Annotated in this window: 17 protein-coding genes and 1 pseudogene; 14 read left to right on the top strand and 4 right to left on the bottom strand. The window is 73.3% G+C overall.

From position 1 onward, the window contains the following. Window positions 1–118 precede the first annotated feature (118 nt). Complete coding sequence (locus tag E5N76_RS07500) at window positions 119–1621, top strand: alkaline phosphatase (protein WP_149536667.1); 1503 nt, start codon at window positions 119–121, stop codon at window positions 1619–1621. A 154-nt stretch (window positions 1622–1775) separates the two neighbouring features. Further along, window positions 1776–2024: a DUF29 family protein gene (locus E5N76_RS07495; RefSeq protein WP_149536666.1), complete on the top strand. Its 249-nt coding sequence runs from the start codon at window positions 1776–1778 to the stop codon at window positions 2022–2024. A 52-nt stretch (window positions 2025–2076) separates the two neighbouring features. On the opposite strand, the gene E5N76_RS07490 is transcribed toward E5N76_RS07495, so the two are convergent. Beyond that, window positions 2077–3051: a cation diffusion facilitator family transporter gene (locus E5N76_RS07490; protein WP_149536665.1), complete on the bottom strand. Its 975-nt coding sequence runs from the start codon at window positions 3049–3051 to the stop codon at window positions 2077–2079. Window positions 3052–3063: 12 nt separating this feature from the next. Next, a complete protein-coding gene (locus E5N76_RS07485) occupies window positions 3064–3444 on the bottom strand; it encodes a hypothetical protein (RefSeq protein WP_149536664.1) in 381 nt (126 codons plus the stop codon). 171 nt (window positions 3445–3615) lie between these two features. Between E5N76_RS07485 and E5N76_RS07480 the strand changes: the two genes are divergently transcribed. The 11 genes from E5N76_RS07480 (at window position 3616) to E5N76_RS07430 (ending at window position 15119) form a co-directional block, all read left to right on the top strand. Then, window positions 3616–4107, top strand: a complete 492-nt coding sequence (locus E5N76_RS07480) for a MerR family transcriptional regulator (protein ID WP_408021695.1) — start codon at window positions 3616–3618, stop codon at window positions 4105–4107. 123 nt (window positions 4108–4230) lie between these two features. After that, window positions 4231–4626, top strand: coding sequence for a hypothetical protein (locus E5N76_RS07475; protein ID WP_149536663.1), 396 nt, complete (start codon window positions 4231–4233; stop codon window positions 4624–4626). Window positions 4627–4638: 12 nt separating this feature from the next. Continuing rightward, window positions 4639–5007 (top strand): hypothetical protein, encoded by a 369-nt coding sequence (locus E5N76_RS07470; protein ID WP_149536662.1) that lies wholly within the window; start codon window positions 4639–4641, stop codon window positions 5005–5007. A gap of 218 nt (window positions 5008–5225) precedes the next feature. After that, entirely contained in the window at window positions 5226–6476 is a 1251-nt protein-coding gene (locus E5N76_RS07465; RefSeq protein ID WP_149536661.1) for a TolC family protein, read from the top strand. After that, the gene (locus tag E5N76_RS07460; RefSeq protein ID WP_149536660.1) at window positions 6473–7735 is read left to right on the top strand and encodes an efflux RND transporter periplasmic adaptor subunit; all 1263 of its coding nucleotides are present in this window, start codon (window positions 6473–6475) and stop codon (window positions 7733–7735) included. The genes E5N76_RS07465 and E5N76_RS07460 overlap by 4 nt, the downstream gene beginning before the upstream one ends. A gap of 12 nt (window positions 7736–7747) precedes the next feature. Beyond that, window positions 7748–11026 (top strand): efflux RND transporter permease subunit, encoded by a 3279-nt coding sequence (locus E5N76_RS07455; RefSeq protein ID WP_149536659.1) that lies wholly within the window; start codon window positions 7748–7750, stop codon window positions 11024–11026. A 115-nt stretch (window positions 11027–11141) separates the two neighbouring features. Beyond that, window positions 11142–11579, top strand: a complete 438-nt coding sequence (locus E5N76_RS07450; RefSeq protein WP_149536658.1) for a hypothetical protein — start codon at window positions 11142–11144, stop codon at window positions 11577–11579. Window positions 11580–11683: 104 nt separating this feature from the next. Then, complete coding sequence (locus E5N76_RS07445) at window positions 11684–12004, top strand: TFIIB-type zinc ribbon-containing protein (protein WP_207791895.1); 321 nt, start codon at window positions 11684–11686, stop codon at window positions 12002–12004. A 13-nt stretch (window positions 12005–12017) separates the two neighbouring features. Beyond that, window positions 12018–12773 carry a response regulator transcription factor gene (locus E5N76_RS07440; RefSeq protein WP_149536657.1) on the top strand — a complete coding sequence of 252 codons (756 nt, stop codon included), beginning with the start codon at window positions 12018–12020 and terminating at the stop codon, window positions 12771–12773. Then, the gene (locus E5N76_RS07435; protein WP_149536656.1) at window positions 12770–14119 is read left to right on the top strand and encodes a sensor histidine kinase; all 1350 of its coding nucleotides are present in this window, start codon (window positions 12770–12772) and stop codon (window positions 14117–14119) included. The genes E5N76_RS07440 and E5N76_RS07435 overlap by 4 nt, the downstream gene beginning before the upstream one ends. A gap of 265 nt (window positions 14120–14384) precedes the next feature. Further along, the gene (locus E5N76_RS07430; protein ID WP_149536655.1) at window positions 14385–15119 is read left to right on the top strand and encodes a hypothetical protein; all 735 of its coding nucleotides are present in this window, start codon (window positions 14385–14387) and stop codon (window positions 15117–15119) included. Between the two features lie 1504 nt (window positions 15120–16623). Here E5N76_RS07430 and E5N76_RS07420 read toward each other — a convergent pair. Next, window positions 16624–17463: pseudogene (locus tag E5N76_RS07420) on the bottom strand (carbohydrate porin). A 21-nt stretch (window positions 17464–17484) separates the two neighbouring features. Further along, a complete protein-coding gene (locus tag E5N76_RS07415) occupies window positions 17485–17718 on the bottom strand; it encodes a hypothetical protein (RefSeq protein ID WP_187830040.1) in 234 nt (77 codons plus the stop codon). Between the two features lie 1067 nt (window positions 17719–18785). On the opposite strand from E5N76_RS07415, the gene E5N76_RS07410 reads away from it, so the two are divergent. Further along, window positions 18786–21392, top strand: a complete 2607-nt coding sequence (locus E5N76_RS07410; protein ID WP_207791894.1) for a heavy metal translocating P-type ATPase — start codon at window positions 18786–18788, stop codon at window positions 21390–21392. Window positions 21393–21466: the final 74 nt, after the last annotated feature.

The raw sequence follows: 21466 nt of genomic DNA, 5'->3' as shown, positions 1-21466 counted from the left end.
ATTGCAACGAGAACTTAACCGAGCGTTGATCGACACCTCCCCGCGCTCCCGTTTGATTGCGGCAACCCGTCGCCCAAGCAGGGACGACGACCGCAGACACGGAGCCACGGGAGCAGACATGGCAGAGAACGGGTCTACGACGCCTGACGCCGCCGCGAGCGGTTCGGGGCAGGTCAAGAACATCTTTGTCATGGTCGCCGACGGAGCGGGCTTCAACACGCTCGAGGCCGTGCGGCAGTATCTCGGCGACCCGCGCGGCGGCCCGGCCGGGGAGCTCGCCGTCGACCAGGACGGCTTCGTCGCCACGGCGCAGTCGGTCTATCCGCTGGACACGCGGAGCGAGCCGCTGCCCGGGCCCGCCGGGCTCCGGCAGAACCCGGCGACCGTCTACTCCCCGGCTCAGAACTACGACTTCACCAAGGCCGAGAGGGAGAGCGCCGACGGCTTCGCGCGCGGCTTCGACGGCTACGACTGGAACCGGGGCACCGCGCCGGACTCGGCGAACACCATGACGTCGCTGATGACCGGCGCGAAGACCTACAACAACGCAATCAACGTGGACGGCACCGGCGCCCCGCTGCTCACCCTGGCCGAGCTCGCCAATTCCGAGGGCAAGGCGACGGGCGTCGTCTCGACGGTCCAGTTCAGCGACGCCACCCCGGCGGCGGGCGGGGGCGCGCACAACGTCTCGCGCGCCAACCGCACCGAGATCGCCGAGGAGATGTTCAAGGCCGGTGTCCTCGACGTCATCGGCGGCACCGGCAACCCGGACTACGACGACGACGGCAAGCCGGTTTCCGAGGCGCGCTACGACTGGATCGGCAAGGACCTCTGGCAGTCCCTCAAGGACGGGACCTTCAAGTCGGATGACGGCTCCAGTTGGAAGCTCCTCCAGGATCGCGCCGACATCCAGGCGGCCGGGTCCGGCGACCCCACAGACCTCCGGCTGGCGATGATCGCCGAGGCGTTCATCGGCACCAACTTCTACCGCACGGGCGGCGACCCAAAGAACGAGGCACCGCTCACCGTGCCCCGCCTCGAGACCTCGCCGACGCTGACCGAACTGTCGCAGGCGGCGCTCAACAAGCTCGGCACCGACGACGATGGGTTCTACCTGGCCATCGAGGGCGGCGGCGTGGACCGCGCCATGCACGGCAACAACTTCGGCCGGATGGTCGAGGAGTACCTGGACTTCGATGCCGCCGTGAAGTCGGTCATCGACTGGGTCAACTCGCCCGAGAGCGAGGCGAGCTTCGAGGACACGCTGCTCGTCGTCACCGCCGACCACGACCACCTGCTGTTCGGGCCGGAGGGCGAGGCCGTCCCGTACCAGCGCGTTCAGGAGGACCGGAACGGGGACGGCGTGCCCGAGTACCAATGGTTCGGGAACGGCCATTCCAACCAGCTCGTGCCCCTCTACGCCTACGGTGCCGGTGCCGAGGGCATCCTGGCCCTCGCGGGCAAGGAGGATTCCGTCCTCGACGCGAACGGCAATCGGCTCGCGGGCAGCGGCCGCGATTACACCGACCAGGCCGAACTCGGTGCCTACCTGCTGGATCAAATCCGCCCTGGCGTGGGCGAGCAGGCCAACGGCAGCGTCACGGACGGCTGGCTCCTCTGACCTGACGACCGGATGCCGGGCGCCCGCAACGGGCCCAGGCCATCCAGGAGGAGCCGGGTGGCTCCGGCCTCCACTCCTCCCGCTCCACCCAAGGGCCACGAACGTCTCCCCACTGGCGACGTTCGTGGCCTGCGACCCGACGGCGGAGGCAGCGATGGTGGTGGGTTCGACCCCGGCGGCCCAGGCGGCCGCGCTCTACGAGCGGGACTTCGTAGAATGGACCCGGCGGCAGGCCGCCGCCCTGCGCGCGGCGCAGCACGGCGGCGCGGAGGCCATCGGGCTCGACTACGAGCACCTTGCCCGGGAGATCGAGCGCCTAGGGGTGAGCCGCGCGAGCCTGGAGAGCCGTGCGCAGCCGCCTGGCCCGGGCGGCGGGGTCGACGGGTCGGGTGACCCCGCCTGAGGCTGCCCAAGAAGGCGGCGACCACGCAATCTCTGTACGCTACTGAAATGAATTAGTCTCCCGTCGCGCGACGCGATGGATGGCCGTGCTCGTGGTTGTGGGCGTGTCCGCCCGCGTCCTTGGCGGCCGCCCAGGCGGCGTGCGGGTCGTGCCCGCCGTGCGCGCCGGGCAGCTCCACCTGCACCGTCGAGTGGGTGACGCCGAAGCGCGCCGCCAGCATGGCGCCGAGCGCGTCCTCCAGCCGCTCCACGCGGGCGAGGGTCGCGTCCACCTCGATGTGGGCCGAGAGCGCGACCTTGCCAGAGGAGAGCTCCCAGACGTGGAGGTCGTGCACCCCGCGCACGCCCGGGGTGTCCAGAATGGCGCGCTCGACCGCGTCGAGGTCGATCCCGGCGGGCACGCCTTCGAGCAGGACGTTGGTGGTCTCGCGCAGCAGCGTCCAGGTGCGCGGCAGCACCCAGAGGGCGATGCCGACGCCGAGCACCGGGTCCACCCAGGCCCAGCCGGTGAGCCAAATGACGCCCGCGCCCAGGATGACCGCGACCGAGCCGAGCAGGTCGCTCCAGACCTCGAGGTAGGCGCCCTTGATGTTCAGGCTCTCCCCGCTGCCGCCCGCGAGGAGGCGCATGGAGAGCCAGTTCACCACCAGCCCGGCGGCGGCGACCGCCAGCATGCCGAGGCTCTGCACCTCGACCGGGGCGCGGAAGCGCTGCCACGCCTCCCAGAGGATGTAGAGCGCCACCAGGAACAGCAGCGAGGCGTTGAAGGCCGCGGCCAGGATCTCGAAGCGGTGGTAGCCCCAGGTCCGCCTGCGGTCGGCGGGGCGGCGGGCGACCCGGATGGCGGCGAGCGAGACCGCCAGCGCCGCGGTGTCGGTGAACATGTGCGCGGCATCGGAGAGCAGGGCGAGGCTGCCGGTGACGAAGGATCCGGCCACCTCCACCAGCATGAAGCCGCCGGTGAGCGCCAGCGCCCAGCGCAATGCCCGCTCGTTCGCGCCCGCCCCGTGGCTGTGTCCGGCACCCATCGGCGTCTCGGATCAGCGGTTGGGTGAGGGCGCGCCGCGACCGGGAGTGTGCGGCTGCTGTGTATCGCCCAGGGTCGAATCGAAGTGCGCCGGAGGCCCGCCGGTCTGGCCGGACGCACCCGGGCGGTGCGGCTGCTGGGTGTCGCCCTGTGTTGCATCGAAATGCGCCGGTGGACCGCCAGCTTGGGTAGGGGCGGCATTCGGGTTGTGCGGCTGCTGGCCACCGCCCTGTGTTGCATCGAAGTGCGGGCCCCGTGGGTGCTCCCCGCGCTGCCCGGCGGCCTGCGTCAGCACCGGGCTGCGGTCGGCAACGTCAGCCGCGATCGCCGGAGCGGCCGCCGCGGGCATTCCCGCCAGGATCGTTATGCCCACCAGGGCCTCGCGAAGGTTCATATGCGGCCTTCCTTTCTGGGCGGCCGCCAGGATGGGCGGCCGCGACGGCTATCAACACGGCTGCAAACGTCACCGACGGCATTTGGCTCCGCACCTCCTTGCCCGTGCCTCGACCGCCCGGGCACCGGGTTCGGTTTGCGTCAGGGCCGGTCCGGGCCCATCTTCGATTGCATGGACATGCCGACCACCCGCCGGGCCGCCATCCAGGAAGGAGCCCTGATCCCCATCGGCCAGCTCGCCCGCGAGGCGGGGTGCAAGGTGCAGACCGTGCGCTGGTACGAGGAGATCGGCCTGCTGCCGCCAGCTGCGCGGACCGAGGGCGGGCACCGCCTCTACGGGCGCCCGCACCGGGCGCGGCTGACCTTCATCCGGCACGCGCGGGAGTTCGGCTTCGGCCTCGAGGCCATCCGCAGGCTGCTGGACCTGGCCGCCCGCCCCGAGCGCCCCTGCGGCGACGCCCACGCCCTGGCCGTCTCCCAGCTCGCCGAGGTCGAGGCCAAGCTCCGGCGGCTGGCGGCCCTGCGGGACGAGCTGGCGCGCCTGGCGGGCAGTGGGTGCAGCGGCGGCGTCGCCGCCGAGTGCCGCGTCCTCGGGACCCTCACCGACCACGGCCACTGCCTCTCGGCCGCCCACGGAATGGTTGAGGGCTCCGTCATGAAATGATGCAATCGGCGACCAAGCTCACGCTTGAATCTTCAGTCGCTGTAGGTTTTACACGTGCGCCAAGTGGCTGACCGCTTGCGGCGGACTCGCCAGGTTCCGGAACAACGGTTGAGGAGAGGCATCGTGCGGCGTAGAACCATCACCGGCGTGACGGCGGCGGCTCTTTTGGCACCTGCCCTGGCCTGGGCCCAGGGCGCGGGCCACGGCCACGCGCACAGCGGGAACGAGGTCAAGATCGGCCGCCACGAGGTGGAGCTGGTGGTCCGCGGCGGCCAGGCAACCCTGTCCATCGTGGACGAGAAGGAGCAGCCCGTGGACGCCGCCGCCTTCAGCGCGACCGCCGTCGTCCTGGCCCGCGGCAACGAGCGGCGCACCTTGGAATTCCGGCCCGCCGGTGGGAACCGCCTGGCGGCGCCGGTCGATTTTCCCTTCGACGGCAAGTTCCGCGCGACCGTGACCCTGCGCGGCCCCGGCGGCGATCTCGGGACCGGCCGCTTCAACGTCGACGCGGTGCGCTGAGGCGGACCGACCATGACCCAGGACACGGGCAGGACAGGGCTGACGAGGGGGCGGGCGGTCATCGCCCGCCTGCTCGCCGTCGCCTTCCTGCTCGCGTCCCTGCTGGTGCCGCCCTTCGCCGAGGCCGTCAACTCCGGCGTGCCTCTCACGACCGTGGCGGTCTCGGCCGCAATCGACCAGGACGGCGGTCCGGGCACGCCCTCGCGGCCGCACGGCATCGTTCACGCGGGCAGCCACTGCGCCTGCCAAGTGGCGGACCGCTTGGTGCCGCCGCAGCCCGTGGCACCCACCACCCGCATCGCCGTGAGCCATCCGGCCTTCACGGACCACGCCCACGCCTCGCTCGCGGTGGAGCCGCCCGCACGCCCACCCCGGGCCTGACCGAACCAGAGCCGCCTGAGCCGCTGCGCCCCGGAGAGACCGGGGACGGCGGCTCGCCTCGCGTTCCGTCCGTCCCGGGTGCCATGCCTCCTCGATTCCGTTCCAGATTCCCGTTCGCCCTGCTGGGCGCGGCTGTCCTCGTCACGACCACCACCCCGTCCGACGCGGCCGACCCTCCGGCACGGCGCCGCGCGGCACAGGCGGCCGCCCCCACTCGCGTGGCGTCGCCCCCTACGGAGGCGGGCACCACGCTCCTGGTCACCTCTCCCGAGCAGGCCGTGGACCTCGCCCTGACGCGCGCACCCATCCTGCGCAGCGCCGAGGCGGGCCGCCGGGCGGCGCAGGGCGACCGGGTGACCGCCGGGCTGCGCCCGAACCCGGACTTCACCCTCAACGCGGAGAACATCGGCGGCAGCGGGTCCTACGGTGGCCTCCGCTCCCTCGAGACCACCTACAGCCTGAGCCAGCGCATCGAGACCGGCGGCAAGCGGCAGGCGCGCATCGAGGCGGCGAACCGCGCGGTGGCGCTGACCGGGCTGGATGTCGAGGCGGTCCGCCTCGACCTGGTGCGCGAGGTGGTCCGGGCGCTGGCGGAGGCGGTGGCGACCGGGCGGGCGGTGGAGATCGCCCGCGAGCGGGTGCGGCTGGCGGACGAGGTGCTGCGCGCCACCCGTGCCAGGGTCGAGGCCGGGCGCGAGCCCTTCCCGCAGCAGCGCCGCGCCGAGGTGGCGCGGGAGACCGCCGCGGTCTTCGCCGAGCGCGCGCAGCGGGAAGCGGGTGCGGCGCTCCGGGTCCTCGCCGTGCTGCTGGCCACGCCAGGGGTCGAGGTCATGCCCGCCCGGGCGGCCTGGTTCGACGACCTCGGCCCGCGCCCCGACCCCACCAGGGCGGCGGCCCTGCCACCGGAGCAACTCGACCGCGCGCGGCTGGACGCCCTCATTGACCAGCGCCGCGCCGAACTGGACGTGCAGCGGCGCAACGCCATCCCGGACGTGGCGGTCGGCGCCGGGGTCCGGCGCTTCCGGGAGGCGGGCGACGACACCGCCTTCGTGCTCGGCCTCAGCGTGCCGCTGCCGGTCTTCGACCGGAACCAGGGCAACATCCTGCGGGCCGGGGCCGAACTGAGCCGGGCCGAGGCCGAGGCGGAACGCGGACAGCTCTACCTGAATGCGGCCCTCGCCGACGCCGAGCGGCGCCTGGACCAGGCCTGGCGCGCCGCCGACTCGCTCCGCCGCGTCGTCCTGCCCGCCGCCACGGAGGCCGCTTCCGCGGCGCGGGAGGGCTACGCGGCGGGCAAGTTCTCGCTGCTCGAGGTGCTCGATGCCCAGCGCGCCCTGTCCGACGCGCGCGAGCAACTCAACGCCGCCCTGCTCGAGGTGCAGCAGGTGCGCGCCGACATCACCCGGCTGCGCGGCCGTGCGGCCACCCTGGCCCCGATCCTCGCCCCCGCCGGGAGGCAGTCGCCATGAAATCCGTCCTCACGCTCCTCGCGGGCGCCTCCCTCGCCATCGCCGCCGCGGTGCTGGTGCCCGGCGTGCCCGCCACCCTGCGTGCCGCCCTCGGCTTTGCGCCGCCGGTCGAGGCCGTGGCCTCGGCCCGAGCCGCGGGACCCGCGGGCAGCAAGGGCGGCGGCCACGCCCACGGGCCGGGCGAGGAGCACGGCGACGAGGCGCCCGAGGGCACCGTCCGCATGACGGAGGAGCAGGTCGCCGCCGCCAGCATCGAGGTGGCGGAGGCGGGTCCCGGCACCGTGGCGCGGCGCGTCTCCCTGCCCGGGACCGTGGCCGCGAACGCCGACAAGCTGGCCCGCGTCCCGGCGCGTGTCGCGGGCATCGTCACGGCGCTGAACAAGCGCCTCGGCGACACGGCCGCGGTGGGCGATGTCCTGGCCCTGGTGGAGAGCGCCGAGATCGCCACTGTGAAGGGTGAGTACCTCGCGGCGTTGCGGACCACCGAACTCGCCCGCGTCACCTTCGAGCGCGAGCAGCGGCTGTGGCAGCGCAAGGTCTCCGCCGAGCAGGATTTCCTGAAGGCGCGGACCGACTGGCAGGAGGCGCAGATCCGCCTCGACCTCGCCCGCCAGAAGCTGGCGGCCCTAGGCCTTGGTCAGGTGGAGGTCGAGGCCCTGCCGCGCCAGCCCATCGAGGCGCTGCGGCGCCAGGAGGTCCGGGCGCCGATCGCCGGGCGGATCACCGCACGCCCCGTCGTGCTCGGCGCCGCCATCTCGGCCGAGGCGGAGGTCTACACCGTGGCCGACCTGTCCACCGTCTGGGTGGAGATGGCGGTGCCTCCCACCGACCTGACCTTCGTGAAGGAGGGCATGGCGGTGCGGATCCGGGGCGAGGGTGAGGCGCGCGGCGAGGGCCGTATCGTCTTCCTCAGCCCCGTGCTGGACCCGGAGACCCGCTCGGCCCGCGCCGTGGTCGAGGCGCCGAACCCGGAGGGCGCCTTCCGGCCGGGCGGCTTCGTCACCGCCGAGGTCGCCACCGAGGAGCAGCGCGTGGACGTCCTGGTGCCCCGCGCGGCGGTGCAGCAGGTCGAGAGCGAGAGCGTCGTCTTCGTCCGAACGCCGGAGGGCTTCGAGAAGCGCGAGGTGGTGCTCGGCCGCGGCGACCAGGAGGGGGTCGAGGTGGTCTTCGGCCTCGACCCGGGCGAGCCCTACGCCGCCGCCAACACCTTCGTCCTCAAGGCCGAGCTCGGGAAATCCGAGGCCGAGCACTCGCACTGAAAGGCGGCCCACGTGATCGCACGCATCCTCGACTTCTCGGTCCGCCAGCGCTGGCTGGTGGTGCTGCTGGTCGCCGCCGCCGCCGGGTTCGGCCTGCGCTCCTTGCAGTCGCTGCCGATCGACGCGGTGCCGGACATCACCAACAACCAGGTTCAGATCAACACCCTGGCGCCCGCCCTCTCGCCCTACGAGGTGGAGAAGCAGGTCACCTTCCCGGTCGAGACCGCGCTGGCCGGGATCCGTGGCCTGCAATCCACGCGCTCGCTGTCGCGCAACGGCTTCAGCCAGGTCGTCGCCATCTTCCGCGACGATGTCGACATCTACTACGCCCGCCAGCAGGTGCTGGAGCGGCTGACCGAGGCGCGCGAGCTGCTGCCCGAGGGGGTCGAGCCGCGCATGGGGCCGATCTCGACCGGCCTCGGCGAGGTCTACATGTGGACGGTGGACTGGGCGCCGCGCCGCGAGGGCGACACGGTCCGCGACGGCCGCCCCGGCTGGCAGGCGGACGGGAGCTACCTGACCCCCGAGGGCCAGCGCCTCACGACGGAACTGGAGCGGACGGCGTACCTCCGGACACTCCAGGACTGGGTCATCCGGCCGCAGCTCCGCAACGTGCCCGGCGTCGCGGGGGTGGACGCGATCGGCGGCTACGTGAAGCAGTACCATGTCCAGCCCGACCCGGCGCGGCTCATTGGCCTCGGCCTGTCCTTCGCCGATGTCGCGGAGGCGCTCGAGCGCAACAACGCCAGCCGCGGCGCGGGCTACCTGGAGCGCGGCGGCGAGGGCTACGTGGTCCGCTCCGGCGGGCGGCTGGAGACCATCGAGGACATCCGCAACGTGGTGGTGACGACGCGCGAGGGCGTCCCCGTGCGGGTGCGCGACATCGCCCGGGTCGAGGTCGGCAAGGAGCTGCGCACCGGCAGCGCGAGTGCCGACGGGAAGGAGGCCGTGGTCGGCACGGCGCTGATGCTGATCGGCGAGAACAGCCGCACCGTGGCCGCGGCGGTGGACGCCAAGATCAAGGAAATCGCCCGCTCGATGCCGCCCGGCATCGAGCTCCGCACCGTGCTGAACCGGACCGAGCTGGTGGACGCCACCATCCGCACGGTGGCGAAGAACCTGGCCGAGGGTGCGCTGCTGGTCATCGTCGTGCTGTTCCTGCTGCTCGGCAACCTGCGCGCGGCGGTGGTCACCGCGCTGGTCATCCCGGTGACGATGCTGCTGACCGCGACCGGGATGCTGGAGGGCGGCATCAGCGCCAACCTGATGAGCCTGGGCGCGCTCGACTTCGGCCTGATCGTGGACGGGGCCGTCATCATCACCGAGAACAGCCTGCGGCACCTGGCGGAGCGGCAGCACGCGCTCGGGCGGACGCTGCACCTGCGCGAGCGGCTGGAGACGGTGGCCGCCTCGGCGCGGGAGATGATCCGGCCCTCGGTCTTCGGGCAGGCGATCATCATCCTGGTCTACGTGCCCTTGCTCACCTTCCAGGGCGTCGAGGGTAAGATGTTCGCGCCCATGGCGCTGACCGTGATCATCGCCCTGGCGGTGGCCTTCGTGCTCTCGCTCACCTTCGTCCCGGCGATGGTCGCACTGGTGGTCACCGGCAAGGTGCAGGAGAAGGACAACTGGCTGGTCCGCGCGCTCAAGCGCGGCTACGCCCCGGCGCTGGCGCTGGCCCTGCGGCGGCCGGTGCCGGTCATCGGCGCCTCTGCCCTGCTTTTCCTTGGCTCGCTTGTCCTTGGCGCCCGGCTCGGCTCGGAGTTCATCCCGCAACTCGACGAAGGCAACATCGCCATGCACGCGCTGCGCATCCCCTCGACGTCGCTGACCCAGTCGCAGGCGATGCAGCTCCGGGTCGAGGAGACGGTCTCGCGCTTCCCCGAGGTCGCGGTCGTCTTCTCGAAGACCGGCACCGCCGAGGTGGCGGCCGACCCGATGCCGGTCAACGTCTCGGATGCCTTCATCATCCTGAAGCCCCGCGAGCAGTGGCCCGACCCGTTGCTCCCCAAAGGGGAGCTGGTCCGGCGCATCGAGGAGGCCGCCAGGGGCCTGCCGGGCAACAACTACGAGTTCACCCAGCCGATCCAGATGCGCTTCAACGAGCTGCTGGCGGGCACCCGCGGCGACCTCGCGGTCAAGGTCTTCGGCGAGGAGTTCGGGCCGATGCTCGCCGCTGCCAACCAGGTCGCGGGTGTACTGCGCGGCGTCGCGGGCGCCGAGGACGTCCGGGTGGAGCAGGCGACCGGGCTGCCCTTCCTCGAGATCACCGTGGACAAGGCGGAGATCGCCCGGCGCGGGCTCAGCCTGAGCGCGGTGCAGGAGGTCATCGGCACCGCCATCGGCGGGCGCGAGGCGGGCTGGGTCTTCGAGGGCGACCGCCGCTTCCCCATCGTGGTGCGGGTGCCGGAGGCGGTGCGCGCCGACATCGAGGCGCTGCGCAACCTGCCCGTGGCCCTGCCCTCGGAAGGCCGTTCGGGGGCGGGCGCCGCCACAGTGCCGCTCCGTAGCCTGGCGTCGTTCCGCCTGACCGAGGGGCCGAACCAGGTCAGCCGGGAGAACGGCAGGCGCCGCGTTGTCGTCACCGCCAACGTCCGGGGGCGTGACATCGCCTCGGTGGTGGCCGAGGCGCAGGCGCGGGTGGAGGCCGAGGTGCGCCTGCCCTCCGGCTATTTCATCACCTGGGGCGGGCAGTTCGAGAACCTGGAGGCGGCGCGCCAGCGGCTGACGGTGGTCGTGCCCGCGGTGTTCTTCCTGATCTTCCTGCTGCTCTACACCGCCCTCGGCTCGCCGCGCGACGCGCTGCTGGTGTTCAGCGCGGTGCCCCTGGCGCTGACCGGCGGCATCGCCACGCTCTGGCTCCGGGACATGCCGCTCTCGGTCTCGGCGGCGGTCGGCTTCATCGCGCTCTCGGGGGTGGCCGTGCTCAATGGGCTGGTCATGCTGAACCACATCAAGCAGTTGCGCGGCGAGGGCCTGGGCCGGGACGAGGCCATCCGGCAGGGGGCGATGGACCGGCTGCGGCCGGTGGCGATGACCGCCCTCGTCGCCTCGCTCGGCTTCGTGCCGATGGCGATCGCCACAGGGGCAGGCGCCGAGGTGCAGAAGCCGATCGCCACGGTGGTCATCGGCGGCCTGATCACCGCGACCCTGCTCACCCTGATGGTGCTGCCCGCCCTGTACTCGAGGTTCGGCAGCGCCGACGTGGCGCCGCTCGAGGATGTTGGGCTCCGGCCCGTGCCGGAGCCCGAGGTCGCCCTGCTGGCGAGCCGCCGGACCCCGGCCAAGTAGGAGGGAAGGCACGATGCGGAGCGACTCTCCAGTCCCCCCGTCCTGCTCGCCCGGCCGGGACTGCGCGCCCACCGGGCCGGGCAGGTCGGTGGGCTGGCGATGCCTCGTGTGCGCGATGGCGATGGTGGTTGCCGACCGCGCGCTGGCGCAGGACGGGTGGCTGTGCGTGGCCGAGCAGGCCGCCGGGATGCGCTACGACCGCACGGCCCGCGAGTGGGTCGCCACCCCGTTCAGGACGACCGGCGAGGACTACGTCGTGCGGCGCGCCGACGGCGGCGACGTCGCCCTGTGGCGCGAGCTGCTGCAGCACCCCTCCGTCGAGTTCCTCTGGGTCGCGGGCGAGGATGGAAAGCGGGCGAGGTATCCTTGCGAGGGCGACTTTCGACGCGGCCTGCTCAGGTGCCGGATCTTCGGCACGGTCGACTTCACCATCAACCGGGACACCCTGCGCTACCAGTCCTACTACCAGGGCGGCTGGCTGTCGGGCCGAACGGGCGACGAGCCCGACACGGACTCGCCGTCCATCACCATCGGGCGGTGCTCGCCCCTGTGAGTCACGGGTGCCGACCTGCCGGTCCCGGTCGCCGCCGTGGTCATCGGAGCCGCGCGGCCGGGCGCGGGCGGGCCGCCGGTTCCCGTCAAGCGAAGGAGGGACACATGGACGAGGTCCAGCAGGGCGAGAGCCGTGCCGGGATGCTGTGCCCGGTGTGCCGGGTGGACCTGGTGGCGGGCGGCCGCGAGGGCATCAGGATCGACCGCTGCCCGACATGCCGCGGTGTCTGGCTCGGCCGCGGCGAGCTCGACAAGCTCATCGACCGCGGCGCGGCGTGGGACGCGCCTTCCCCGTCCGCGTTGCCCGCCCCCGGCCAGCCAGCCGGTGGCTGGAGCCAGCGGCCCCCGCCGCCGGTGCCCCGCGGCCACCGCGAGGGAGGCATCGGCGATCAGTGGAGATCCTGGTTGCGGGACCTGTTCGAGTGAGGCGGGTGGTGCCGTGAGCGAAGGCGATCCGCCGCCCGTCCTCTCGGGCGAGGGGCGGCACGTCCTGGTCGTCGAGGACGACGGGGAGCTGCGGCCATTGCTGCTCTCCCTGCTGCGCCGGAGCGGGTTCCGCGCGAGCGGCGCGCGCAACGGCGTCGAGATGCGCGAGGTGCTGGCCGGGGCCGCCCGGGTGGACCTCGCGCTGCTCGATGTCATGCTGCCGGGCCGATCGGGCTTCGAGCTGTGCCGCGAGATCCGCGCGCAGGGCGACCTTCCGGTGATCCTGCTGACGGCGCTCGGCGAGGCGTCCGACCGCGTCATCGGCCTCGAACTCGGTGCCGACGACTACATGGTCAAGCCGCCCGACCCGCGCGAGCTGGTGGCGCGAATCCGCGCCGTGCTGCGCCGACGGGACGGCGGCGGGACGGCGGGCGTGGGCGGCGGCCGGGACCGCGCCGTGTTCGGCGGCTGGACGCTCGACACGCGGCGGCGCGAGCTCACGGCCCCCGGCGGCGGGCGCGTCGAGCTGACCAGCGGCGAGTACGACCTGCTGATCGCCTTCGTCGAGCGGCCGCAGCGGGTCCTCTCGCGCGACCAGCTGCTCGACCTCGCCCGCGGCCGCGCCTTCGGCGGCCTGGGGCGCTCGGTCGACGCCCAGGTCAGCCGCCTGCGCGGCAAGCTCGGCGGCCGCCACGACGAAGCCGTCGGGGTGATCAAGACCCTGCGCGGCGCCGGGTACATGCTCGCCTGCGACGTGGAGTGGTCGTGACCGTCGGGCCGGGACGCTGGCTGCCCGACACCCTCGCGGCGCGCATCCTCGCCCCCGGTGCCGCCGCGCTGGTCCTCCTCTTGGTGGCGAGCCTCGTCATGCACGCCGCGCTGCTGCGTCGGGCCGCCGAGCACGGCGCGGCCGAGGTCGCGGCGCACCGGATCGCCGGGGCGGTGGAGGCGATCGCGGGCGCCGCGCCGTCCGATCGCCCGTCCCTCGCCCGCGCCCTGTCCGGTCCCGACGTCGAGGTGGCGTGGGGCGCTGGTCCGGAACTGCCGCGGGAGCGGGCCAGGGCGGCGCCGGACCTCGCCCATGTCGGGCGCCTCGCCGAGGTGGCGCGCGAGCTCCGCGCCGCCCCGGGCGTCCCGGACGCCGCCCACGGCGCGCTGCGCGAGGCGATCGTCAGCGTCCGGCTCGCCGACGGCAGCTGGGTGAACGCCCGGGTGCTGGCCGTGTCGCTGATCGCGGCCGACGACGCCGCCTTCCGGGTCGCCGTCGGCGCGATCGCCTTCGCGCTGCTGCTCTGCGTCGCTTTCGCCTCGCGCGTGGCCGCGGCACCGCTGTCCCGGCTCGCGCGGGCGGTGCGCGGCCTGCCGCCGGACAGCGACGCGCCGCTGCCGCCGGTCGGCGGCCCGCGGGAGGTGCGCGAGGTCGCGGAGGCGCTCGACGGGGCCATGCGGCGGGTGCGCGACCTGCTGCGCCAGCGCTCACTGGCGCTCGGCGCGCTCTCGCACGACCTGATGTCGCCGCTCGCCCGCCTCAAGCTGCGCGTTGACGAGCTGCCGGACGCGGCGCTGCGCCGGAGGCTGCTGCGCGATCTGGCGGAGATGGAAGGGATGGTGGGCGACGTGCTGGCCTACCTGCGCGGCGGCGACGGTGGCGGGGAGCCGGTGGTCCCGGTCTCGGTCGCGGCGCTGGTGCAGGTGGTGGTGGACGAGTTCGCCGAGTCCGGCGCGGCGGTCGAGGAGCGCAGGCTGGACGACGCCATGGTCCCGGCACGGCCGGTGGCGCTGAAGCGGGCGGTCCGCAACCTCGTCGAGAACGCGCTGAAATACGGGAGCGAGCCCTGGGTCGAGGTGCTGGCGACCGGGACGGACGTGGAGGTGCGGGTGGGCGACCGGGGGCCCGGCCTGCAGCCCGGGGATCTCGCCCGCGCCTTCGAGCCCTTCTTCCGCGGCGACCGGGCCCGCGCGGCCGGGGGCGGCAGCGGCCTGGGCCTGCCCACCGCGCGCGCCATCGCCGAGGCGCATGGCGGGACGCTCGACCTCGCCCGCGTGCCGGGGCAGGGGACCGTGGCGGCGTTGCGGCTGCCGCGCGCCGCTCCGGGCGACGGCAGGCCCGCCTGACGCCGGGGCTCGCCGCGGCCACCGTAACAAAATGAGTGGGATCCGTTATTATTTCGCAATGTCCGGGCGGCAGCTTCCCGTCGCCACCGGCGCGGGATCGGAAGGGCCGCCCCAACCGCGTCCGGCTTCGTCCATGGCAACGGGCGGCTGGGAAGGGAGAGGAAGATGGTCCGATGATGGTGTTGGCCGCGGCCATGCTCGCGGCGGCGTCGACGGCGAAGGCCCAGAGCTATCAGTTCCGCTGCCCCGCGCCGGGGGGACGGTGGTGGAGCAGTCGGCAGGCGGGCGGCTGGCCTACCGCGGCCAGGACGCCAACGACCCGCTGGTCTGCACGATGGCGAACGGCGAGCGCAGGTTCCTCGGCTACTGGGCCGCGACCAGCGCGTTCTACCGCAGCGGTCGCGCCGAGCTGACCCGGCTGGTGACGGGCGTTCCCTCTCCAGCTGGCCGCGAGGAACGCCTCGGCTACTTCTCGCTTGGCCGCGACAGCAACAGCATCCACGTCTACGAGACGTGGCGCGTTGTCGGGACAGGTCCGGTGCAGGTCCTCGCAGGAACCTTCGACGCCTTCTGCCTCGAGCGCCGTATGCAGGTCGCAGGCACGACATACTCCTACGTCGAGACGATCTGGCTGGATCAGGCGAGCGGGGCACCGCTGAAGGTCCAGGTGAATCACCAGAACGCCGTCATGGCGCCCAGCCTGGTTTCCTGGGAAGCCACGGACCTGCGGACCGCGTCCCCCGTCCTCCCGGAAGCTGAGCCGCCGCCTCCGGCCATCCGTCGGTGGGGGCCGCCGGGTCACCCAGCGGCCCCCACCGACGGATGGCCGACGCCCATGACGTCCGGCTCCCCACCTGCAAACCGGGCGTCGCGGCGCGCGACGGCTCGCAACGAAGCATCTTGGGCGCCGCCTTCCTCAGGGGCGAATCCTTGGCGACTTGGAGCGCCGCCTAGTCCGCGCGCCGCTCGGACCGTCGAACTCGCCTCAGGAAAGCGGTAGGGGCGGTGCTCCGCCCGACCGGCGAGTGCGTGTGTGTTGCGCAGGCTCCTCCCGGCCCAGAGCATCCCCACCCCTTCGCCCGAGGCTTCGAGGACGCGACCTTGGCCCTTTGGTCGGTGTCGCACGCCCATCGCAGTGGCGAAGCGGCCGTCGCCCTGGGGACAGGTGTCCCGCAACAAAACGATGCGCCGCCGCACGCACCCTGTGACATTCGCGGCCGAAATCAACGTCCGTCGCGGCTGCCATCTCCCAGGCGGCCAGTGTAGGAGAGAGCGCACATGGTTCTTCGCAATGCCCTGGTGGCCGTCGCTGCCCTGGCGGGAGCGGCCATCCTAGCCCCCCCGGCGACCGCGGACGACGTGGTCGACCGAGGCCCGGTGCTTGCCCAGACCGCCGGACAGCGCGGCCAGGATCCGCACTTCGACCCGACACGCGGCGATGGCCCGCAGCCGCACAACCCGAACGCCGCCCGGACCCAGGCAGGCGGTGCCCCGGCGCATTTCGACCCACCGCGCGGCGACGGCCCTCAGCCGCACCGTCCGGGCGCGGTGTCCGGCCAGGCGGGCGACGGTGCGCCTGCGCATTTCGATCCCCCTGGCGGCGACGGTCTGCAACCTCACGCCCGTGGTCGCGGCGCCCCCCCGCCCGGCTAATGATATGGAAGCCGGGATCGCGGACCACCGGCCGGGCCTCCCAAGGGCTGCCCGGCCGCGAGGGAACCGACGCGCCCGCCCGGGGCGCGCCCCGGCGCCTGGACCATCCTCGAGGATCACGCGCTCAGGAGGTCGTGATGACAACCGTCGTCGCCACGTCTGCCGTGATGGCGGTCATGGAGCGACGGCCTTTCGTGGTGACGGGGCGGTGCCGCGCCGTGGTGGTGCTGCCCGCCCCGGCACTGCGGAGCAACCGGGTGCGGCGCCAGGCCATGGGCCGCATAGGCGGGTGCCAGCCCGTGGTGGGAAGTCTGGACGCAGGCCGGGACCCCGGCCAGCAGACCCAGCGCGATGGCGACGGCGACCCAGCGCATGACGCCTTCCTCCCATCCTGGCACACTCCATATGGATATGGGCCGGAGGTGTGTGGGTGCGTGGCGGCAATAGGAGAGCGGGCCTGGGCGGCGCTGTCCGGGCGGCCCGCCGGGCCGAGCGGCTCCACCGGGGCGGAAGACCGTCGGCCCGGGTGGAAGGCGCCATGCTTCGCGGACACGCCTCCACCAGGGGCTTCGGGATCCTGCTTTGCGCTTGCTTCGCGCTGGCGGGGTGCGCCGCCGGAGAGCGGTCGCAAGCGCCTTGGGGCAGCGCCGCCTGCTACTGCGGTGCCACGCCCCACGGCGTGCGCTATTGCCGCTACCGGACGCCCTGGACCTGCACCTTTGTCCGGCCTCATCAAGGATTGTAGGTCCGAGGGGCCTCGTTCCGCTGAGCGGCCGCTCGGCCCGCCGAAGCAAGCGCCGGAGTTTCGGGTTCGGGCGTCGGCGGAGTGGCGGGCGCGGCGGGCCCCATGCTCAGAACGCCGTCCGGAGCCGGGCGGCGAAGAGGTGCACGGGCCCTCGGTCGGCGTTGTAGCCGGGATTCACCGCCAGTTGGTAGTCGAGTCCGAGGTCGATGCCGGGTGCGATCCGGGCGTCGTAGTACACCTCGGTCACCCACTTGGGCGCGTAGTTCAGTCGCCCGTCGCCGACGATGAAGCCGATGCCGCCCGATCCCAGCTATCGCCGCTGCCCGCGCGAGATCCAGCCGAGGTTGGCAGCGAGCCCCGCGGTGTCTGCCGGTCGCCCGCAGCGCAGCCCGCGCAGCGCGAGGCCCGCCGAGAGGGCGCGATCCATCTGCGTGAACTCGAAGGGCTGGACGCGCCCGTCGTTCCAGGACAGCCGGGCGAAGGCGCCGAGGCCGTCGGCGAGCTCCTGCTCGAGGTTCAGCGCCGCCATGTGCTTCAGGCGATAGCCCCCCGGGTTCTGCTCGAAGGTACCGAAGCCGTTGGCGAAGACTTCGCCCCAGGTGGACTGGCGGGCACGCGAGGCGCCGTACAGGACACGCAGCGCGCCCGGTCGGCCGCCGAGCTGGAAGAAGCGGTCCGCCTGGCCGATGACCTGCCAGGCCCGGGTCACCGCGGGGTCCATGAACAGGCCGTTCGCCCGCCGGGATACCTGAAAGGCTCCAGCCCACAGGCCCCAGGTGCCGTTCTCCCACTCGAGGGCCACGCCGTTGGTCCAGCCGCGCGCGTCGGCGGCGAAGTCGAAGGCACCGGCGGCGACGAGAGCCCAGTTGAGGAATTGGGTCCGCGCGTCATGGGAGTAGCGGTTCTCGTCGAAAATGTCCCAGACCGAGATCTTGCCGACGGTGATGGTGAGGCGCTCGCGCGGCAGCTAGCCGCCGAAGCGCAGCGGGTCGTCGTCAGTCTCGACGGTGTCGGCCGACAGGCCGATGGTCTGCCGCACGAAAACCCGCGGCACGTAGAAGTAGGGCTCGGTCGAGCCGAGCCGGAACGCCTCGTTGTTGGGGAAGGCGGCGATTCCGGTCGAGTTCGACAGGCCGAAGCCGCGGGTGACGGAGGCGTCGAGGATGAACTCCGCCCCGGTCCACAGCCGCCGTCCCAGCACGAGGTCGCTGGAGAAGGTGTTCCGGGCGTTCGGGGCCGGGCTCAGGCTGGCCTTGCCGCGGCAGGGCGAGCGGAAGCGGGGGTGGCCCTGGAGGACGAAGGTCGCCTAGCCGCGCACCAGCCATCCCTGCTCCTCCAGCCGGTCCTGCAGCGCCGCGAGATCGGGGAACAGCGCCGCCTCGGGCGGGCCTACGTTCGGCATGCCGGGACTCCCGAACCTTTGGGCCACAGCCGGGGCGGCCAGGGGCGCGAGGACGGCGACGAGCGGCGCAACGGCCACGGCGAGCAGCGCCCACCCCAACGCGCCGCCTCCGGTGCCGCCCCGGCTGCCCCCGATGGGCGGGGCCGCCATCCTCTTTCCCCGCCTCCCTCGAAGACGGTCGGTCGGCGTCCGTGGGGGGGCGGCCAGAACCCCGCCCCGGCCAGGTTCAGCGGCCGGGGCGGAGCGCTCGGTTCCCTCATCCATCGAGCCTCCCTCTGGCTGCAAAGCACGGCAAGCGAGTTGCGCGACACGGATGCGGCGCACGGCAGTCGTCGGTCGCGCAGCGGCCCGCGTCAACCCTGTCGCCGTGAAGTTACTTCACGTTCGAGCTGGCGCAGGGGCCACCGACGAGCTCGTGCGATCGGCTGGCCCCGGACGCCGCGAGCCCGCCGGTGCCGTTCAGCGCTCCCGCCGCCCGCCAACGGCCGAAGGGCGGGGGGCCAGGCCCGGGACAGGCCGCCGGGCGTGGGCGCCGTGCCGCTGCCCGCCGGGAAGACGCGGCGGGCCTCCCGCGTTGAGGCTGCAGGGAGGGCTGACGGAATGCCGCATGACCGCGGCCACGGAGGACACCACCACGGCGGGACGGCCGGGCACTCGCACGCTCCCGCCGACCTCGGGCGCGCCTTCGCCATCGGCGTCGCCGGGACCAGCGCGCCGCTGCGCCGCTGGCCGGAGGCCCTGTCGCCCGGAGGGGCGGGTGAGACGCTGGAGGACCATACGTTGTATGCTCTGGAGGACTTCTCCCGTCTAAGTTTCCATCCTTGTTCCACCGTTTTTCCCGCCTGTTCCACGAAAACCGAGGGCCCATGATGGCGAAGGAAGCACAGCGTCTGCGCCTCGACCTCCCCGTCCTGCTCCCGGATGCGCCGGACGAGGCGGACGCCTGCGTCGGGCGCCTCGTCGGCGAGCTGTCGGGCCGAGAGGGCATGGAGCGGGTCCATGTCGTGCCCGCATGCGGCGGGGAGCCCGCCAAGCTCTGCATCCACTACGACCCGCACGTGCTGAGCCTCGCCCGGGTGCGGGGGATCGCCGAGGCTACCGGAGCCCGCCTGACCGAGCGCTTCGCCCACGTGCTCTGGGACGCGGGCGGGCTCCGGCACCAGCGCCGCGCCCGCATCGTCTCCGAGCGGCTGCGGCGCATCCCCGGCGTGGTCGAGGCCGAGGCGTCCGCGTCCGGGTTGCTGCGGATCGAGTTCGACCGGGAGGCGACCTCCGAGCAGGCCCTCCGCCGCGCACTCGACGGCATGGGCGTGCAGATCCGCGGGCCGGAGCCGGGCGAGGCGGACCGGGCGCCGCGGCGGGAGCCGCACGGCCGCGACCACGGGCACGAGGCCGAGGGGCACAGGCACGAAGCCGGACACGGCGTCGGCGGTCACCGCCAGGGGAAAGAGCACGCTCACGCGCATGGCGGCGTGCTGGGCGAGAGCACCGAGCTGGTCTTCGCGCTCGCCTGCGGAGCGCTGCTCGCGGTCGGCTACCTGGTCTCGGTCGCAACCGGCGCGCCCGCATGGCTGCCGCTCGCCCTCTACGCCGCCGCCTACGGCTTCGGCGGGTTCTACACGCTGCGCGACGCGATCGACTCCCTCCGCTTCGGCCGCTTCGAGATCGACACCCTGATGCTGGTCGCCGCGGCGGGCGCCGCCGCGCTCGGCGAGTGGGCCGAGGGCGCGCTGCTGCTCTTCCTGTTCAGCCTTGGCCATTCGCTCGAGCACTACGCCATGGGAAGGGCGCGGCGCGCCATCGAGGCGCTGGCCGAGCTCGCCCCGCGGACGGCCGAGGTGCGGCGCGACGGCGAGGTGCGGGAGATGCCGGTCGAGGAGCTGGCGGTCGGCGACACCGTCGTCGTGCGGCCGAACGCCCGCATCCCGGCCGACGGGTTTGTCGTCCGCGGCGCGAGCAGCGTCGACCAGGCCCCCGTCACCGGCGAGAGCGTGCCGGTGGACAAGCGGGCCGTCGACGACCCCGATCGCGCCGCCCTGCGGCCGGACAGGCTGGGGGCCGAGCATCGCATCTTCGCGGGCACGATCAACGGCAGCGGGGCGATGGAGGTCCGGGTCGCCCGGCGGGCCGCCGACACGACGCTCGCACGCGTGGTGCGGATGGTCAGCGAGGCCGAGGCGCAGAAGTCGCCGACCCAGCGCTTCACCGACCGCTTCGAGCGCGTCTTCGTCCCCGCCGTCCTGGCCTTCGTGGTCCTCCTGCTGTTCGCCTGGGTGGTGGTGGACGAGCCGTTCCGTGACAGCTTCTACCGGGCCATGGCCGTGCTGGTCGCCGCCAGCCCCTGCGCGCTCGCCATCGCCATCCCGAGCGCGGTCCTGTCCGGCGTCGCCCGGGCGGCGCGCGGCGGCGTGCTGGTCAAGGGTGGCGGGCCGCTGGAGAACCTCGGCACGCTCGGCGCCATCGCCTTCGACAAGACCGGCACGCTGACCGAAGGCAAGCCGCGCGTCACCGACGTGGTGCCCGCGCCGGGCGCGGAGGAGCGCGAGCTCCTGGGCACCGCCGTCGCGGTCGAGGCGCTCAGCGACCATCCGCTCGCCGCCGCGGTGGTCCGCGACGGGCGGGCGCGGCTCGGCGGCGGCGCCGAGCCGCCCGAAGCCCGGGACCTGCGCAGCATCACGGGCCGCGGCCTGGCGGCCCGGATAAACGACGAGGCCGTGTTCGTCGGCAAGGCCGCGCTGTTCGCCGAGGTGGAGGGGCCGTCGCTCCCGGCGGCGGTGCGGACCACGGTGGAGGACCTTGAGGTCCAGGGGCGCACCACGATGGTCGTGCGGCGGGGCGGGCGCTACCTGGGCGTGCTGGGCCTCATGGACACGCCGCGCCCGGCCGCGGCCCGGGTGGTCGCCCGGCTGCGCGAGCTCGGCATCTCCCGCATGATCATGATCTCCGGCGACAACCGGCGCGTGGCCGAGGCGGTGGCGCGGCAGGTCGGCATCGACGAGGCCTGGGGCGACCTGATGCCGGAGGACAAGGTCGAGGCGATCCGGAAGCTGCGGGCGGAGCGGAAGGTGGCGATGGTCGGCGACGGCGTGAACGACGCGCCCGCCATGGCCAACGCGACCGTCGGCATCGCCATGGGCGCCGCCGGGTCCGACGTGGCGCTGGAGACGGCCGACGTGGCGCTCATGGCCGACGACCTCGGGCACCTGCCCTTCGCCGTGGGCCTGAGCCGCCGAACCAGCCGCATCATCCGCCAGAACCTGTGGCTCAGCCTCGGCATGGTGGCGGTCCTGATCCCGGCGACGCTGCTCGGGCTCCAGATCGGCGTGGCCGTGCTGTTCCACGAGGGCTCGACCCTGGTCGTCGTCGCGAACGCGCTCCGCCTCCTCGCCTACCGCGATGCCGACGGTCGGCTTGCCGCGCACGGCACGAAGGTCCCGGGATCCGGAAAGGAGCTGTCCTCGTACCCCGCGTAGCTCTCACTGAGCGAAGGCGCGGGTGAAGCTGTCGATCAGCAGCTGGATGACGTAGCGGAAGAAGGTCCGCTGGC

Origin of the sequence: Siccirubricoccus phaeus (assembly GCF_008360935.1) — a bacterium.
In the GTDB taxonomy this organism is placed as follows: domain Bacteria; phylum Pseudomonadota; class Alphaproteobacteria; order Acetobacterales; family Acetobacteraceae; genus Siccirubricoccus; species Siccirubricoccus phaeus.
Note: the sequence above shows the minus strand (reverse complement) of the source record. Positions and strands in the feature narration are given on the sequence as shown.